The following is a 15,158-nucleotide window of genomic DNA, read 5'->3' on the forward strand; positions in this document are numbered from 1 at the left end:
GAAAATAGACAAGTACGGCTGATAACGCCAAAGTTAGAAGGTTGGATCATTTCTTGATGCTGCATACGTTCTCCTCGTTGTTTTTATTACATCTTAATTACAATATGATGAAATCGAAGGATTTTCTCAATACACACCAAGATTAAATTTTTATGACAATCTGAAAAATTTGAGAGTTTAGGCTTCTTTTTTGAGTTTTAGAGGGTGTAAAGAATCTGTTCCAATTCGAACTTTGTAGTTAAGTTGCGGCTAAAATTCGCGAAAATCTAATTAAATAACAATAATCGAAATTTAGATTCGAACAGGTGAGAAGCAGTAAACTATTTCAAGCCTAAGCTAATACGCACAAAATTATCATCTTCGTAATCAACTTTATGTTCAAAGATTGCAGAAGCGTAAATGGTTCGAAGAATGGAATGCTTTTCGCCACGAGTGCCACGAAATAGCATTGAAATATCAGCAGATAGACGATTGCGATTGTCAAAATGCGCATTCAAATCCGGTGACAGCACACACAGTAGGCAACCTTTAGGATTAAAGGCTAAGTCGACCTCTTCTGCACTAGACACCAGTACCGTCGTATTGAGTTCCTTCTCCAGCATGTTGATCAGCAGTAAAAAGCTATCTAGATGCGGTAATTCATCGCCATGAATGGGCGAGAACAGATTCCCTAGCATTGATTCCATATCCAGACGCTGAGATCGAGCGTGGCTAACCAGAGAACGAACTTTCTTCTTAAAAGGCTTATATTTCTTGCTGTTAGCCGCTTTGTTCAGCCAAGCAGAGAGAATGTCATTAATGTCCGAACGTGACTTTCGACCTAAGGCCTGTGCAGAATGATTGGTGTGCAGATGAAGCAATGCATGCAATGCTAGCTCAGACAGGAGAGGCTCAAACTCGGGTTTAATTTTGGTATGGATACTGCGCATGTTGTCTGAACGTATGGTGCCCTGTTCAAGCTTTAATCAATTTAGGTACTTTGAGAAGGAACGCCATGCTACAGAAAAGCTCAGCTTATGTACAGGTCGAATTTAGTGCAATCGTCACGCTATGATGACAGCCCAATTTTCATCCTTCTATGAAACGACAAAACCCTGACAGCCGTAAAGCTATCAGGGTTTCTAAATAAATGGCACGCCCTGCAGGATTCGAACCTGCGACCACATGCTTAGAAGGCACGTGCTCTATCCAACTGAGCTAAGGGCGCGCTACAGGGAAAGGATTATACGAGTTCGAGTCCTTAAAACAAGGTCTTTTCTTAACATTCTGATCTGAATGACTAAAAAAAGGTCACCGAACTTCATTTTGATTAAAAACACCCCAAAGCAAACGTTTGCTTCTAGATGTTCGTCAAATTTTTTGCGACAATGCGCAGCAACTAAATAGCCACTCTATTTAAAGGAACGCCATGACTGCTCAAAATATTGATGGAACACTTATTTCTCAAACCGTTCGATCGGAAGTTGCCGCTCGTGTAAAAGCTCGGGTTAATGCGGGCTTAAGAGCGCCTGGCCTGGCTGTTGTGCTGGTTGGTGAAGATCCAGCATCACAAGTGTACGTTGGAAGCAAACGTCGCGCGTGTGAAGAAGTAGGATTCGTATCAAAATCATTTGATCTTTCCGCTTCAACATCAGAAGAAGAATTGCTGTCTCTGATCGATGAGTTGAATGCTGACGAAGAAATTGATGGCATTCTGGTTCAGTTGCCATTACCGGCCGGTATTGATGCAACACATGTTTTAGAGCGTATTCACCCAGAAAAAGACGTTGATGGTTTCCACCCTTATAACGTTGGTCGTCTTGCTCAGCGTATTCCTAAGCTTCGTTCATGCACACCAAAAGGCATCATCACGTTACTTGACCGCTACAATATTAATCTTCGCGGTCTGCATGCTGTTGTTGTGGGTGCTTCCAATATTGTTGGCCGCCCTATGACGCTTGAACTTCTGCTCGCTGGCTGTACAACGACCACTTGCCACCGATTCACCAAAGATCTCGAAAGCCATGTTCGTCAAGCAGACTTGGTGGTAGTGGCTGTGGGTAAACCTAACTTTATTCCAGGCAACTGGATCAAAGAAGGCGCCGTGGTGGTCGATGTCGGTATCAACCGCTTAGAATCTGGTAAATTAGTCGGTGACGTCGATTACAAAAACGCAAAGGAAAGCGCGAGCTTTATCACTCCTGTTCCTGGTGGCGTTGGGCCAATGACAGTGGCCAGCTTGATTGAGAACACTATGTTGGCTTGTGAACAGTTTCACACCAAAAAGAAATAATAAAAAAGCCACTCGCAAGAGTGGCTTTTTCAATCATCCGATATGAATTACAGCTTTTGTCGGCCTAATAGGGAATGTGAAAGCGTTGTTCCGTCCACCAGCTCCAATTCACCACCAACAGGGACACCATGAGCAATTCTGCTCGCCTGAACCTGATGTTCCTTACACAATTCAGCGATATAGTGAGCCGTTGCTTCCCCTTCGACCGTTGGATTAGTCGCGAGAATGACTTCAGAGACATCACCTCGGCGTAAGCGATAATCGAGCACATCAAGACCTATGTCACTCGGACCAATTCCGTCAAGTGGTGACAAATGTCCCATAAGAACAAAATAACGACCAGAGAACTGACCTGTGGATTCCACTGCAGCTATATCAGCCGGGCTTTCAACCACACAAATTTGACCATTTTCCTGACGTTTGGGATTGGTACAAATATGGCACGTTTCTTCTTCGGTAAAGGTGCGACATTCATTGCAGTGGCCGATTTCCGTCATCGCTTGGCTTAACGCGTCCGCCAACTGCAAACCACCTTTTCTATCGCGCTGTAACAAATGAAAGGCCATACGCTGAGCCGACTTGGGGCCAACCCCAGGCAGACAACGTAAGGCCTCCATCAATTGCTCCAGCATATGACTGGTGCGCATTAACTAACCCTATCGATTAGAAAGGCATTTTCATGCCTGGTGGTAGTTGCATACCTCCAGTCACGCCAGCCATTTTTTCTTTCTGAGTTTCTTCAACACGACGAGCAGCGTCGTTGAAAGCAGCAGCGATAAGGTCTTCTAGCATTTCTTTGTCGTCTTCCATCAGACTTTCATCAATCTCAACGCGACGCACACTGTGGCTACCCGTGATAGTGACTTTTACTAGACCAGCACCAGACTCACCTGTCACTTCCATATTTGCAATTTCTTCTTGAAGCTTTTGCATACGCTCTTGCATTTGCTGGGCTTGCTTCATTAGATTGCCCATACCGCCTTTACCAAACATGATTATCTCTCTGGTTATTTAGCTTATTTCGTTAATAGATGGGGTCGAAGTGTAAGTTTTCAACCCCAGACTTAAATTGGTCGTACACTGTCTTTATCGAGTTCAGCAGCAAATCGCTGCTCTATAAACTGGACATGGTTGTCGCTTTCCAGGCTGACAAAAGCCTGCTGCAATCTGCCTTGATAAAGCTTTTCTCTCAGCTCTAAGGGAGTTTCTCCACTGTCGCCTATTTCAACAGTAAGATGGCACTCCTCACCGGTAGCTCTATTGACTGCCTCGAGTAACTCACTTTGCGCTCGCTCAGTATTTAAATGCGCTTGCTGAGGCCTTAATGTCAGTGCAATCGATGAACCTTGTTTTTCAAAATGGGAGTTCAGAGCCAACTGTTCGGTCATCTTTGCCGTATCCAACTGGCTAATCAGCTTCGCCCACTCATTTTTCTCTAAGCTTTCTTCTGCTAGCTTTTGGGCCATTTCAGGTGTTTTTTCATGCTCCAAGGCCTTTTTTATCTGAGTTGGAGTAAGTTCGCTGCCCTGTTTTTCGACTTGAGGCAGTGTCGGCTTCCACTGATAAGGCTCATTCTTATCCGGCTCAGGTGTCGCTACCGACTGTGAGTTTGACAATGGCGACACCGGCATAGTTCCTGAGTGTCGCTGAGCAACACGGTCAAGAACAGAATCTGATTTTTTTGCTGATGTCGCGTTAGCCTTTTTTGGCGTATTTCCTGGATTGTTCCCTTTACGTTGAGAACGAAGCTGGTGACGCAATCCACTCACAGGCGATGCAGGTTGGCTCTGTTGCACTGAAGGCGGAACCTGCTGCTCTTGAGGCATAGGTTGAACCGGTGCTTCATGCTGCGGAGGAGTGTAATCCATAGGCTCAGGACTATATTGCTCAGGCATGTAACCAGCCGGAGGTAACTCTTCTCGCTCCTGCGGATAGGAAGGAGTCGGTGCGACAGGCGGCGTTACATTGGGAGCAGGCGCACTAGAGACAGGTTGAGAGACTGACGCTGATGTCGTCGGTTCTGACTGAGCAACATCTGTCGAGATAGCATGTGCATGAGGTTTTGCCGACGGTCTGAATGCCATCATTCTCAGCACAATCATCTCTAGGCCGATACGCTCTGAAGGCGCTAAAGGTAGATCTTGGCGGCCTTTCAAAGCAATTTGATAATACAGCTGAACATCTTGAGGCGCTAACGCACGGCTCAAGAGCTCTATTTTTTCTGCGTCAGGTTGCGCCTTGTCTAGGGTCGCAGGCAGTGCCTGATACATTGCTAATCGGTGTAACTGAGTCGCAAGCTGTTGGAGTAGCCCATCCCATTCAACACCGTTTTGTGCTAAGGCCGATAAACTGTCCATCGCCACCTGAGGCTGTTTTGAACTGATCGCCTCAAGCAAATGCAACGCTTGGTCGGTATCAAGCGTGCCCAACATATGTGCCACACTGTCGGTAAGCACCAGTCCATTACCTAATGCGATCGCCTGATCACTTAAGCTCAGGGCATCACGCATACTGCCATCTGCGGCATGCGCAATCATTCCAAGCGCTCGGGGCTCAGAAGAAACTTGCTCATGCTTTAAAATATGATCCAGTTGCTCATGGATATTATCAACACTGATTGGCTTGAGGTGGAACTGCAAACAGCGGGATAAAATGGTAACTGGAAGCTTCTGAGGATCGGTTGTCGCCAGAAGGAATTTCACATACTCAGGCGGCTCTTCGAGCGTTTTAAGCAACGCGTTAAAACTGTGGCGCGAGAGCATGTGGACTTCATCAATTAGATAGACCTTAAATCGACCACGTGCAGGTTTATATTGCACGTTATCAAGCAATTCACGAGTATCTTCAACTTTAGTGCGTGACGCTGCATCGATTTCTAATAGATCAACAAATCGACCTTCATCGATTTCTCTACAGGTATCACAGGTACCACATGGCGTAGCAGTAATCCCTGTTTCACAATTCAGCCCCTTGGCAAACAATCGACCTATGGTTGTTTTACCAACACCACGTGTCCCGCTAAACAAGTAGGCATGATGGAGTCTGTTCTGGGCTAAAGCATTTTCTAATGCTGTCAAAACATGGCTTTGCCCTACAACTTCATTAAATTTTGTAGGTCGCCACTTTCGAGCTAAAGCAAGATAACTCATGAATATGTCCGATTAATGTCCGTCAAATTCACAGATACTGTATACGTCGAGACCTAAGCCTTCGAGACGCTTGTCACCACCAATCTCTGGAAGATTTATAACGAATGCAGCATGTTCTACAACGCCACCCAACTGACGAATCAGTTTAGTGGTAGCTTCAATCGTTCCACCAGTCGCAAGCAGATCATCAACAACTAACACTTTATCACCTTCTGCAATCGCGTCAGTGTGAATTTCCAGTGTGTCAGTGCCGTACTCAAGCTCATAAGATTGAGCAACTGTCTCACGTGGCAATTTACCCGGCTTACGAACAGGCACAAAACCTAGCCCTAACTCTAGGGCAAGAGGAGCGCCAAAAAGAAAACCGCGCGCTTCTGTACCTACAATCTTGGTAAAGCCCATGTCCTTGTACTTTTCAACTAATAGCTGGATCGTCGCTTGGTAAGCTGGAGCGTCTTCCATCAAGCTGGTCACGTCACGGAACAGAATGCCTGGTTTAGGGTAGTCTGGGATACTTTTGATGCTAGATTTGATCAGTGAGATTGTTTCAGTTGTCATAACTCATTTCTTAGATTGGCTAAGCGTGTACCTTATCGTGTCATTATGTGGCAAGCGCTAGCGGGGTTCTCAGCACAATTGGGTCACTAACAGTTGACTTAAATTATCTGTGCCTACAATAACAAGCGCCCACTCGAAGAGCGGGCACACTTCCCTGCAATCTTAGTGATTTTCTTGCTTGTCAGCAAGGCGCTCAATCACAGGCAAACGAATAAACCAGGTCAATAAGATGATCAGCATAACCACCAGCATAATCTTTAACCAAAAGTGAGGAACAACCCAAATAGAAAAAGTAAAGCTCGCGACCATACAGATGGCACCACGTGTTTTTACTTTGCTGGTTACAGCACCATGCTGATGCCAATTGTCTAAAATAGGTCCGAACGTTTTGTGTTCATGCAACCAACGATGGAAAGTTGGACTGCTGCGCATAAAACAAGCGCTAGCAAGAAGAATAAAAGGAGTCGTTGGGAGAAGAGGGAGGAATATGCCCAGAAAGCCCAGGCACAAACTTAAGCCACCAACAATATTTAAACCAAGTCTTTGAATACTGATGGTAAGCTCCGAAAAATCAGTTAGAAGCCCGCGTATCCGTTCACTACACGAATCCAAGTTAAAGTGGCTGGTAGTGTTGGAATCAATAGAGCTGCAATAAAACCTAGAAAGTAGAAAATATTATAAGGTTCTTTGAAATCTTTGTCTGCCATGGGATTACTTCTCTAATGTAAGTGACGATTTTTCAAACCACTAGTTAAACTTTCGTTAAAACATTGGGTCATTTTTGTTTTGGCGGACTATACCTTAATCTCTTGCTCATAAACACCGAACAAAAAAAGGGTTATTTCGATATTGCGCTCAATAACGAGAGAGCGCTTACGCGCTCCCTCCACGGAAAATATCCAAGCTAAAGCTACTTGAGCCAAGACAGCTCAAAGTTAACTGGCAAGCAGACTGTATTGGCAAGTCAGTGGTAATAAAGTTCTTCGCGCAGCTATCCCCTAGCCTGACACCAGCGGGGATATGTTGAGAAAAGTAGCCATTTGACCATTGCCCATCTAGCCCTGCCGGTAAAATGGATAATGTACCTTCAGAGACATCAGCAATACCAAACAGCGCACGCACTGGGCTAGCACATTCCGAACACGCTAAACCTTTCTCCAGTAAATCCGCAATGTCTTTGAGATCAGCGTTAAAGCACTTGAGGTTACGCAAGTAATCATGGAATAACGCACGGACCAATAAAGTAGTGGCTGCGCCATGCTGGCCTTCACTCGCTGAATCAACAAGATAAAACGCAAACTGGCCATTCATAAGCCACGCATAATCAAACACCAACGGCATGACATCTGTCGACTGCAACAAGCGGTAGCTGCACTTCCAATCACCCTGAGATGTGTCCTTATCTGGAAGCAACGCATGGAGTAAATCTTTAGCAGCAATGGGATTATCTTCAAGATATTCAAGGTGCCAGTGTAACTCTTGCTCTTCAGGCATATCACCGCTGTCTACGCGAAACCACTGACTGGCGAAATCACGCTGGTCACACAGGTGGTTGTCAGAATCATCAAGTGTGTTTTCGATTGCACTCGCAAGATGCTCATGATTAGAAATTGGTTTTGGTAGGAAATCTTTAATACCAAAACGAAGAGCCTTAGCAACATCAGACATTTCATCTGTTGCTGACACCACAATTAAAGGAAGAGATGGGTATTCTAAACTCACCTCTTCAACAAATTCGATACCGTCTAAAACAGGCATAGAAAGATCACAAAGGATGAGATCTGGTTCAGCGCTTCTTAACTTTTTAAGACCTTCTAAACCATTTTCAGCTTCGACAACCTGATAACCTTGAGCTTTAAGGAATCCACAAGTGATCTTACGAAAAACAGGATCATCGTCGACTAACATGATCAGTTTTTGGCTGGCAGCCAGCTGAGCTGAGGGCGTTGTCGCCACTTCATATGTTTTATGCATAAACCTTCGCCTCACGCAACTAAAAACGTACAACTGCTGTTATTATTGTTTTTGTAAATTGTTTCAAACACTCATTTAAAAGTAGTCGCGAAAGTGTATTTATACAAATCTTCCACTTTGCGCCCTTGTTGCATACTATATGTATGCAATGTCAAAGATCGTAAAACTTGTTGATGTGACTCAACCTTTGACATCTGTTATAGATATAAATTACCCAAATTCGTAAAAAAATGTGTCGGACGTAATGAAATTAGATGATCTCAACCTTTTTAGGCTAGTCGTTGAAAATGGGAGCTACACTGCGACATCTCGCAAGACGATGATTCCCGTTGCAACAATCACACGACGCATACAAGCGTTAGAAGAGGCACTTAACCTAAGGTTATTGAACCGCCATGCTCGTAAACTTTCCCTTACGGAAGCAGGTGAACGTTTCTACAACGAATGCTCTCCCCTACTTAACCGATTAACCTCTGCAGCCGAAGAGATCACTGACGAATGCCGAGGTGCTGCTGGTAAAATTCGTATTTCTGCCCCCTCAAACCTCACTAAGCGTAGAATGATGCCTATGCTGAATGAGTTTATGAAGCACTACCCTGACATCAACATTGAGCTCACGACGAGCAACCACGCTGATCAGCTTGACCCGACAGAGTGGGATGTCATTTTCCGTGTCGGCCCTCAGCGAGATTCAAGTCTAATTGCGCGCAAGATAAGCTCCGTTGAAGACATATTAGTTGCCAGCCCTGAGTATCTAAAAAATCACCCCACTCCCAAGCATGCGGAAGATTTACACAATCATTCCCTATTAAAAGGCGCGCCTCTTCTTAAATGGCAGCTCACCAACAGTAACGGTGAAACCGTCGTCAATAATGACAAAGGGCGCTTCCAAGCAAGTACTCTGGATGTCGTACGCAGTGCATGTTCCAACGGTCTGGGGATCACTCTCATGCCAGATGCGATGCTTAAAAAATACATTGAAGATGGCAGCTTAACGCGCGTACTCGAAGACTGGAGTGCGAACCCACGTGATATCTATATGCTTTACAATCATAAAGACCATCTACCAGAGAAAGTGCGCTTATTCATCGACTTTGTTATAGCCTACAATATTCACTAGATGAAAAAAGAGCTTGGATGATCCAAGCTCTTTTTATAATCCCTACAGATACTCAACAAATTTACTCAGATCGCGCTCTGGCACTTTCATCGGCGTGCATGTTGGTGTGCCTAAATAAAGAAAGCCGACAATTTCGTCGTCGCCTTCCAAGCCAAATGCTTGGTGAACAGCTTGATGGAACATCCACTTACCTGAGCGCCAAAAACCTTGAAAACCTTGAGCCACCGCCGCCATTTGCATCGCCTGCACCGCACAACCCGCAGATAGGTATTGTTCTAGTGCAGGTACTTTTTCATGCTCAGTGACTTTGGCAATCACTGTAATGACCATAGGTGCACGGAATGGCGCATTTTTCAGTTTCTCTATTACCGCTTCTTCGCTGCTTTCTGCTTTGGCCGCTGAAACCAGAATATCTGACAGCTTGTTCAGCCCTTCACCCTGGGAAATAACAAAACGCCAAGGCGTCAGGCCTGCATGATCCGGGGCTCTCAATCCTGCACGGATTATGTTCTCAAGCACATGGCCTTCTGGCGCGGGTTCAGATAGTTTTGCTATCGAACGGCGATTGAGCAACAAATCTAAAGCATCCATTTGAAATCCTTACTGAGTTTTTATAATTGCTTTGGTTTGATCATAACCTCAGGTAGCAAAAAAGGCGAACCTTACGGCTCGCCTGATTGTCATCTTGTCGCGTATCACTCGTAAAACAATTTATCCAACCCTGCTCGAGTCAATAAGCCGTCACATGGAGCGAAACGATCACCGTATTTCTGTGCGTGCTCGTTCATCATTTCTACCAGCGTCTTCACGCCAATCTGATCCATGTAGCGGAAAGGACCACCAAGGAAAGGAGGGAAGCCAATGCCAAAAATAGCACCAATGTCACCATCACGAGGGCTACGAATAATGCCTTCGTCCAGACAACGCACCGCTTCGTTCAGCATAGGTAGCACACAGCGCATCGCGATGTCTTTCTCTGCCATTTTAGACTCTGGTGATAAGCTCAATAGCTTATACACTGACTTATCGACTTCTTTCTTCTTACCTTTATAGGTATAGAAACCTTTACCCGTCTTACGCCCTTTACGATTGTCATTCAGCAAGATATCGAACACGTCCGGACCTTGGAATCTCTCACCCAACTCTTCAACCAGAATCGGCATGATCTTAGCACCAATATCAACACCAACTTCGTCAAGCAAGGTTATCGGACCTACTGGGAAGCCAAAGTTCAGCAAAGCTTTATCCAATTGCTCTATCGGCTCGCCAGACATCAACACTTGTGCCGCTTCATTCATGTACGGTGCAAGAATACGGTTCACGTAGAAGCCTGCACAATCTTTGACAACAATCGGCGTTTTGCCTTGCTTACGTGCAAACTCAACTACAGTCGAGATTGTTTCATCAGACGTTGTTTCATGAGGGATCACCTCAACCAACGGCATTTTTTCTACTGGGCTAAAGTAATGAAGACCTACAATGTTTTCAGGTCGCTGCGCTTTTTCCGCTATCTGATGAATAGGCAGCGAAGAGGTATTAGTAGCAAAAATAGTGCTATCTTTCGCATTCTCTTCCACATCAGCAACCATTTGCTGCTTCAGGTTCAAATCTTCAAATACGGCTTCAACGACAACATCCGCGTGATTGAAGCTGGTGAAGTCTGTGCCACCTGACATCTGCAACATTTTGGACTGCAGTTGTGCTTTAGAAATAATGCGACGCTTACGCTGCTTGTCAAACAACTTGTAGTTGTACTTCAATGCGTTAAGAACACCATCATTAGAGACATCTTTAATACGCACTGGAACTTTCGCTTTCGAGACACTGACGTGGCTAATTCCAGCACCCATCAGGCCACCACCAAGAACCGCCGCACGTTCAATCGCTTTAGGCTCAGCATCGCTGCCATTCTCTTTCTTCATTTCCGTTGTCGCGAAGAAAATAGAACGAAGTGCTTTCGACTCTGAGGTCATCACCAACTCACCAAAGCGCTGCGCTTCTTTTTGCTGGCCTTTCTCAAACCCTTTCTCTAGGCCGTGGCGAATCACTTCTAGGATTGCCTCTGCCGCTGGGTAATTGCCGCGAGTCTTTTCGATGGTCTTCTTAGACGCTTGTTCAAAGATCACTTTACGACCAAGGCCGGTATTAGCGATCAGTTTCTCTTTCGTTGAAACCTTACGTTTGGCTCGCGATTTTCCGGCATGCTTTTCGACAAAGCTCTTCGCGACTTCAAGCAAAATCGTTTCAGGTACCACGGCATCCACGACACCAAGCTTCTTGGCTTTTTTAGCGCGTAACTGCTTACCTGTAAGAATCATATCTAGAGATGGCAACAATCCGACAAGGCGTGGCAATCGCTGCGTACCGCCAGAACCCGGTATAAGTCCAAGTTGTACTTCAGGTAAACCTAAACGGGTTTTATCTGAATTGGTACAAACTCGGTAATCACATGCAAGAGCAAGTTCCAAACCGCCACCTAGGCAAGGGCCGTGAATGGCAGCGATAACAGGATAAGGTAGATCAGAGAGCTGTTGAAACATCTGCTGGCCTTGCTCAGCTAGTGCTTGAGCTTCTGACGCACTATTACATGCGTCCAGCATCCTAACATCAGCACCTGCGATGAAGTTATCAGGTTTCAGAGAGTGGACAATCAAACCTTTTACTGAGGATGTTTTCTCCTTCAGTTGGGTAAAGATGTCTTCCATTTCCTGAGCAAACGCTGCCTGCAAGGTGTTCATTTTCTCACCCGGAACATCAATGGACAGCCAGGCGATATTTTGTTCGTCTATTTTTAACTCAAACGCTTTTTGCTCGCTCATTACTCAACCTCCAAAACCATAGCTGCACCCAAACCACCTGCGGCACACGCTGTATTCAGCGCCAGTCCACCACCTCGACGTTTTAGCTCTCTCAATGTCTGAGTAATCATTCGTGCGCCAGTGGCTGCAAATGGGTGACCATAGGCAATCGAACCACCAAGCACATTGAACTTATCCATATCGATTTCACCAATCGCTTTAGAGCGACCCAGTTGCTCTTGTGCAAACTTATCAGAAGCAAACATCTTCACGTTTGATAAGGTTTGAGCAGCGAATGCTTCATGCATGTCAATTAAGGTAAGGTCGGACAGTTCGATACCCGCTCTATCGAGCGCCATCGGCGTTGAGTAAGAAGGCCCCATCAGCATATCGGTTTCAACACCAATAGCGGAGAATGCGTAAGAGCGGATGTAGCCCATAATTTCAAGGCCCAGCTCTTTAGCTTTACCTTCACGCATCAGCATAATTGCCGCTGCGCCATCTGTAAGTGGAGTACTGTTTGCGGCGGTTACGCTGCCATATTGACGATCAAAAGCAGGACGTAATTTCGCGTAACCTTCAAGTGTAGAATCATGGCGAATATTATTATCTTGCGAGAGCCACTTTTTGTACGGTTCAGGGAATGCCGTCATGACTTCCCCTTCAATTTTCCCGTCATTCCAAGCCTGAGCCGCAAGAGTATGCGATCGATGCGCCAACGCATCCTGCTCTAGACGGGTAATCGAATGTGATTTCGCCATCTGTTCAGCAGTTTGACCCATCGACAAACCTGTTGAGTATTCAGCAACCGCTGGAGGCACTGGCATCAGATCTTTGAACGACAGGCTTTTAAGAATTTTGAGCTTTTGACCCATGGTCTTAGTTTTGCTCAGCGCCAGTAGGTTCGCAGCAAGCTTTTTAGAAACGCCAATAGGTAAAACAGAAGAAGAATCCGCACCGCCCGCGATACCCACATCGATTGTGCCTGACATAATGCTCTCTGCCACATTCACTGCCGACTGAAAGCTCGTCGCACAAGCGCGCGTCACACTGTAAGCATCGGTATGAATATTCATTCCCGTTCCCAGTACAATCTCACGTGCGATGTTCGGAGCTTCCGGCATTTGCACAACCTGACCGAATACCACTTGATCAATCAACTTTGGATCAATCTCGGTGCGAGCCATCATTTCACTCACCACCATTTTACCTAGATCAACCGCTGGAACTTGGCTGAACTCAGTACTTTGGCGTGCAAATGGCGTACGCAAACCAGCGACAACTGCGACGCGCTCTCCGGAACGCGTTTTCACTTCCTGCTTGCCCATTGTTTCTCCTTTAAGAATAAGAGGTCTGACCAGAAACATTGTAATCAGAATGTTAACACAATCAAACAACCGTTTAAATAAACGTGACTTAGGATGGAAAAGCAATTTAAACCAAGAGAATGAACTAAAGCTGAACGCAACAGTCATTTATAGAACAAATAGCTTGCAGACAAAGACTTAGTCCAGACAATCTGTGAGCGTAAAGCTCAATCATCTATAATTGCCATACGAGCATTAAGTGTGGGCAAAAAAAAACCACACAGAACTGTGTGGTCGGAATATATAAAACAATTAACTTACGCCAATTGAAAATAATCAGTTTCCTGATTAGGAGAAAGTAAAGTCAGCCTTCAAAAGGAAGTGTCATCTTGCTCAACTTGTTAGTCATAAGACCAACTAGATGACAAGGAGTACTATAACCTTTGAAATTCATCGGATTTTGAAATAGATCAAGTTTAAGTGGATTTATCCCCCCAATTCGATTTTATAAAATATATCTAGTTAACTTTCACTCTATCAGTAGCTATGAGAACATTCGCTTGCACATAAAGTTGGACATACCCGTTTGATTTAGGTCTCACGCTATAGCCTTTACTTACAGGCGTACAACAAAAACCACAGAGCAAATTTGGAGGCTCATGTGTCAGTCATCAATTTTTTTGGGAAGAAAAAGTCCAATAGTCCGGTCAACTCGGATATGGACAGACAAAGAAAGTACGAAGCGCTTGTCAGAGCGTATCACAGAGATCTGTACCGCTACGCTTACTGGCTATGTAAAGATCAGTCTGTGGCAGAAGATTTGGTACAAGAAACTTGCCTAAGGGCATGGAAATCTCTGGATAGCTTACAGGACGAAAAAGCGGCAAAATCTTGGCTCATTACCATATTGAGACGAGAAAATGCTCGCCGCTTCGAAAGAAAACAGTTTGATCTGGTCGATATTGATGATCATGGTAATGATGCAAAGGTCAGCGATGACCCGCACCATCAGTCGGAATGGATCCAGGCACAGATCATGAAGCTGGAAGATGAATATCGCGAACCACTTTTCTTGCAAGTCGTTGGAGGCTTTAGCGGCGAAGAGATTGGTGAAATACTAGGTCTGAATAAGAATACTGTGATGACTCGTCTGTTCAGAGCAAGAAATCAATTGAAAGACATGTTAGATACAGAAAACAGTCACAGAGGGCAGCAAAATGGATGAGTTAGAATTTCGTCGTCGCATCATGTCCGATCCTAAAGACCGGGACAGCGATATTTTAGAAGCAATGAAGTCGAATGATGCCAATGGCAAATTCGCCGATGATATTCTGGATCTTGACGCTCAGATTGCCAAAGCAATGAATGTAGATGTCCCTGAAGATCTGGCAGACAGAATATTGTTCAATCAGACATCAAGCACAGAATCAAACGTGGTTAGACCGAACTTTGCCAAACGTGCAATGGCCATGGCTGCATCGATTGCTTTTGTCTTTGGTTTGCTCGTCGGGCAGGTGAATTGGGGCAACATCGTTGTATCTCCAGCACAAGCAAGTTTGGCTGATACCGCCATCAAGCACGTCATTGATGAGAAGCCATTTGTGGAACATTTGGATGAAAACGTCGCATCATCGCAAATAAACGCCAAGATGATGCCGTTCGACCATCAGCTCGGTGAGAATTTCCCTTATCACGTCTACTACCTTAATCACTGTGGATTTGGTAAATCGAATGCGCTGCATATGGTATTCCAGGGTAAGAAAGGTAAAGTCACCTTGTTCTTAACAGGCATCGCTTCCGACAAAACTGTCGATTTCGAGGAGAAAGGCATGGCGGGTGTTGTAGAACCTGTCGGTCAGACCAGTTTAATCTTGGTCGGAGAAGAAGGTGAAGATGTGGCCAAAATCGCCGAAAACCTGATGACTATCATCAAACCGATGAGTTAACCAAATTTTAACATTTTGTGACCTACCTCATGGC

The 15,158-nt window shown here is 45.1% G+C and carries 15 protein-coding genes and 1 tRNA gene; 4 read left to right on the forward strand and 12 right to left on the reverse strand.

Translation table 11 applies throughout. The features are described from left to right. Positions 1-320: 320 nt before the first annotated feature. Both F0265_RS08880 and F0265_RS08885 read right to left on the reverse strand, forming a co-directional pair. Positions 321-929 (reverse strand): DUF2913 family protein, encoded by a 609-nt coding sequence (locus F0265_RS08880; protein ID WP_171748596.1) that lies wholly within the window; start codon positions 927-929, stop codon positions 321-323. A gap of 201 nt (positions 930-1,130) precedes the next feature. After that, positions 1,131-1,207: transfer RNA gene (locus F0265_RS08885), tRNA-Arg, on the reverse strand. 201 nt (positions 1,208-1,408) lie between these two features. On the opposite strand from F0265_RS08885, the gene folD reads away from it, so the two are divergent. Next, on the forward strand, positions 1,409-2,272 hold the full coding sequence (gene folD / locus F0265_RS08890) for a bifunctional methylenetetrahydrofolate dehydrogenase/methenyltetrahydrofolate cyclohydrolase FolD (protein ID WP_038161037.1): 864 nt from the start codon (positions 1,409-1,411) through the stop codon (positions 2,270-2,272). 47 nt (positions 2,273-2,319) lie between these two features. Here the strand turns inward: folD and recR are convergent, their stop codons facing one another. The 7 genes from recR to F0265_RS08920 all read right to left on the reverse strand — a co-directional run bounded on the left by recR (position 2,320) and on the right by F0265_RS08920 (position 7,953). Beyond that, positions 2,320-2,919 carry a recombination mediator RecR gene (gene recR / locus F0265_RS08895; protein WP_006959387.1) on the reverse strand — a complete coding sequence of 200 codons (600 nt, stop codon included), beginning with the start codon at positions 2,917-2,919 and terminating at the stop codon, positions 2,320-2,322. A 16-nt stretch (positions 2,920-2,935) separates the two neighbouring features. Next, positions 2,936-3,265 carry a YbaB/EbfC family nucleoid-associated protein gene (locus tag F0265_RS08900; protein ID WP_006959389.1) on the reverse strand — a complete coding sequence of 110 codons (330 nt, stop codon included), beginning with the start codon at positions 3,263-3,265 and terminating at the stop codon, positions 2,936-2,938. Positions 3,266-3,336: 71 nt separating this feature from the next. Further along, positions 3,337-5,421, reverse strand: coding sequence for a DNA polymerase III subunit gamma/tau (dnaX, locus tag F0265_RS08905; protein ID WP_171748597.1), 2,085 nt, complete (start codon positions 5,419-5,421; stop codon positions 3,337-3,339). A 12-nt stretch (positions 5,422-5,433) separates the two neighbouring features. Further along, the gene (gene apt, locus F0265_RS08910; protein ID WP_006959393.1) at positions 5,434-5,979 is read right to left on the reverse strand and encodes an adenine phosphoribosyltransferase; all 546 of its coding nucleotides are present in this window, start codon (positions 5,977-5,979) and stop codon (positions 5,434-5,436) included. Positions 5,980-6,141: 162 nt separating this feature from the next. Further along, on the reverse strand, positions 6,142-6,507 hold the full coding sequence (locus tag F0265_RS08915; protein ID WP_171748773.1) for a DUF454 family protein: 366 nt from the start codon (positions 6,505-6,507) through the stop codon (positions 6,142-6,144). A gap of 47 nt (positions 6,508-6,554) precedes the next feature. Then, the gene (locus F0265_RS24675) at positions 6,555-6,686 is read right to left on the reverse strand and encodes a hypothetical protein (RefSeq protein WP_006959397.1); all 132 of its coding nucleotides are present in this window, start codon (positions 6,684-6,686) and stop codon (positions 6,555-6,557) included. 166 nt (positions 6,687-6,852) lie between these two features. Continuing rightward, on the reverse strand, positions 6,853-7,953 hold the full coding sequence (locus F0265_RS08920) for a response regulator (protein ID WP_171748598.1): 1,101 nt from the start codon (positions 7,951-7,953) through the stop codon (positions 6,853-6,855). A 244-nt stretch (positions 7,954-8,197) separates the two neighbouring features. Here F0265_RS08920 and F0265_RS08925 point away from each other — a divergent pair, with 244 nt between their 5' ends. Beyond that, entirely contained in the window at positions 8,198-9,073 is an 876-nt protein-coding gene (locus tag F0265_RS08925; protein ID WP_171748599.1) for a LysR family transcriptional regulator, read from the forward strand. A 42-nt stretch (positions 9,074-9,115) separates the two neighbouring features. Here the strand turns inward: F0265_RS08925 and F0265_RS08930 are convergent, their stop codons facing one another. From F0265_RS08930 to fadI, 3 genes are all read right to left on the reverse strand, one after another. Continuing rightward, a complete protein-coding gene (locus F0265_RS08930; protein ID WP_171748600.1) occupies positions 9,116-9,664 on the reverse strand; it encodes an NAD(P)H nitroreductase in 549 nt (182 codons plus the stop codon). A gap of 104 nt (positions 9,665-9,768) precedes the next feature. Further along, on the reverse strand, positions 9,769-11,892 hold the full coding sequence (fadJ, locus tag F0265_RS08935) for a fatty acid oxidation complex subunit alpha FadJ (RefSeq protein ID WP_171748601.1): 2,124 nt from the start codon (positions 11,890-11,892) through the stop codon (positions 9,769-9,771). Further along, positions 11,892-13,199, reverse strand: coding sequence for an acetyl-CoA C-acyltransferase FadI (gene fadI, locus F0265_RS08940; RefSeq protein ID WP_043007274.1), 1,308 nt, complete (start codon positions 13,197-13,199; stop codon positions 11,892-11,894). The genes fadJ and fadI overlap by 1 nt, the downstream gene beginning before the upstream one ends. 628 nt (positions 13,200-13,827) lie before the next feature. On the opposite strand from fadI, the gene F0265_RS08945 reads away from it, so the two are divergent. Both F0265_RS08945 and F0265_RS08950 read left to right on the forward strand, forming a co-directional pair. Then, positions 13,828-14,403 carry a sigma-70 family RNA polymerase sigma factor gene (locus tag F0265_RS08945; RefSeq protein ID WP_171352227.1) on the forward strand — a complete coding sequence of 192 codons (576 nt, stop codon included), beginning with the start codon at positions 13,828-13,830 and terminating at the stop codon, positions 14,401-14,403. Continuing rightward, complete coding sequence (locus tag F0265_RS08950; protein ID WP_065740502.1) at positions 14,396-15,124, forward strand: DUF3379 domain-containing protein; 729 nt, start codon at positions 14,396-14,398, stop codon at positions 15,122-15,124. The genes F0265_RS08945 and F0265_RS08950 overlap by 8 nt, the downstream gene beginning before the upstream one ends. Positions 15,125-15,158: the final 34 nt, after the last annotated feature.

It is taken from the genome of Vibrio sp. RE88 (assembly GCF_013113835.1).
Classification (GTDB): domain Bacteria; phylum Pseudomonadota; class Gammaproteobacteria; order Enterobacterales; family Vibrionaceae; genus Vibrio.

Bases quoted from the DNA above. Each gene is read 5' to 3' on its own strand.
- F0265_RS08880 (WP_171748596.1), bottom strand. From the start codon at position 929: ATGCGCAGTATCCATACCAAAATTAAACCCGAGTTTGAGCCTCTCCTG.
- folD (WP_038161037.1), top strand. From the start codon at position 1,409: ATGACTGCTCAAAATATTGATGGAACACTTATTTCTCAAACCGTTCGA.
- recR (WP_006959387.1), bottom strand. From the start codon at position 2,919: ATGCGCACCAGTCATATGCTGGAGCAATTGATGGAGGCCTTACGTTGT.
- F0265_RS08900 (WP_006959389.1), bottom strand. From the start codon at position 3,265: ATGTTTGGTAAAGGCGGTATGGGCAATCTAATGAAGCAAGCCCAGCAA.
- dnaX (WP_171748597.1), bottom strand. From the start codon at position 5,421: ATGAGTTATCTTGCTTTAGCTCGAAAGTGGCGACCTACAAAATTTAAT.
- apt (WP_006959393.1), bottom strand. From the start codon at position 5,979: ATGACAACTGAAACAATCTCACTGATCAAATCTAGCATCAAAAGTATC.
- F0265_RS24675 (WP_006959397.1), bottom strand. From the start codon at position 6,686: ATGGCAGACAAAGATTTCAAAGAACCTTATAATATTTTCTACTTTCTA.
- F0265_RS08920 (WP_171748598.1), bottom strand. From the start codon at position 7,953: ATGCATAAAACATATGAAGTGGCGACAACGCCCTCAGCTCAGCTGGCT.
- F0265_RS08925 (WP_171748599.1), top strand. From the start codon at position 8,198: ATGAAATTAGATGATCTCAACCTTTTTAGGCTAGTCGTTGAAAATGGG.
- F0265_RS08930 (WP_171748600.1), bottom strand. From the start codon at position 9,664: ATGGATGCTTTAGATTTGTTGCTCAATCGCCGTTCGATAGCAAAACTA.
- fadJ (WP_171748601.1), bottom strand. From the start codon at position 11,892: ATGAGCGAGCAAAAAGCGTTTGAGTTAAAAATAGACGAACAAAATATC.
- fadI (WP_043007274.1), bottom strand. From the start codon at position 13,199: ATGGGCAAGCAGGAAGTGAAAACGCGTTCCGGAGAGCGCGTCGCAGTT.
- F0265_RS08950 (WP_065740502.1), top strand. From the start codon at position 14,396: ATGGATGAGTTAGAATTTCGTCGTCGCATCATGTCCGATCCTAAAGAC.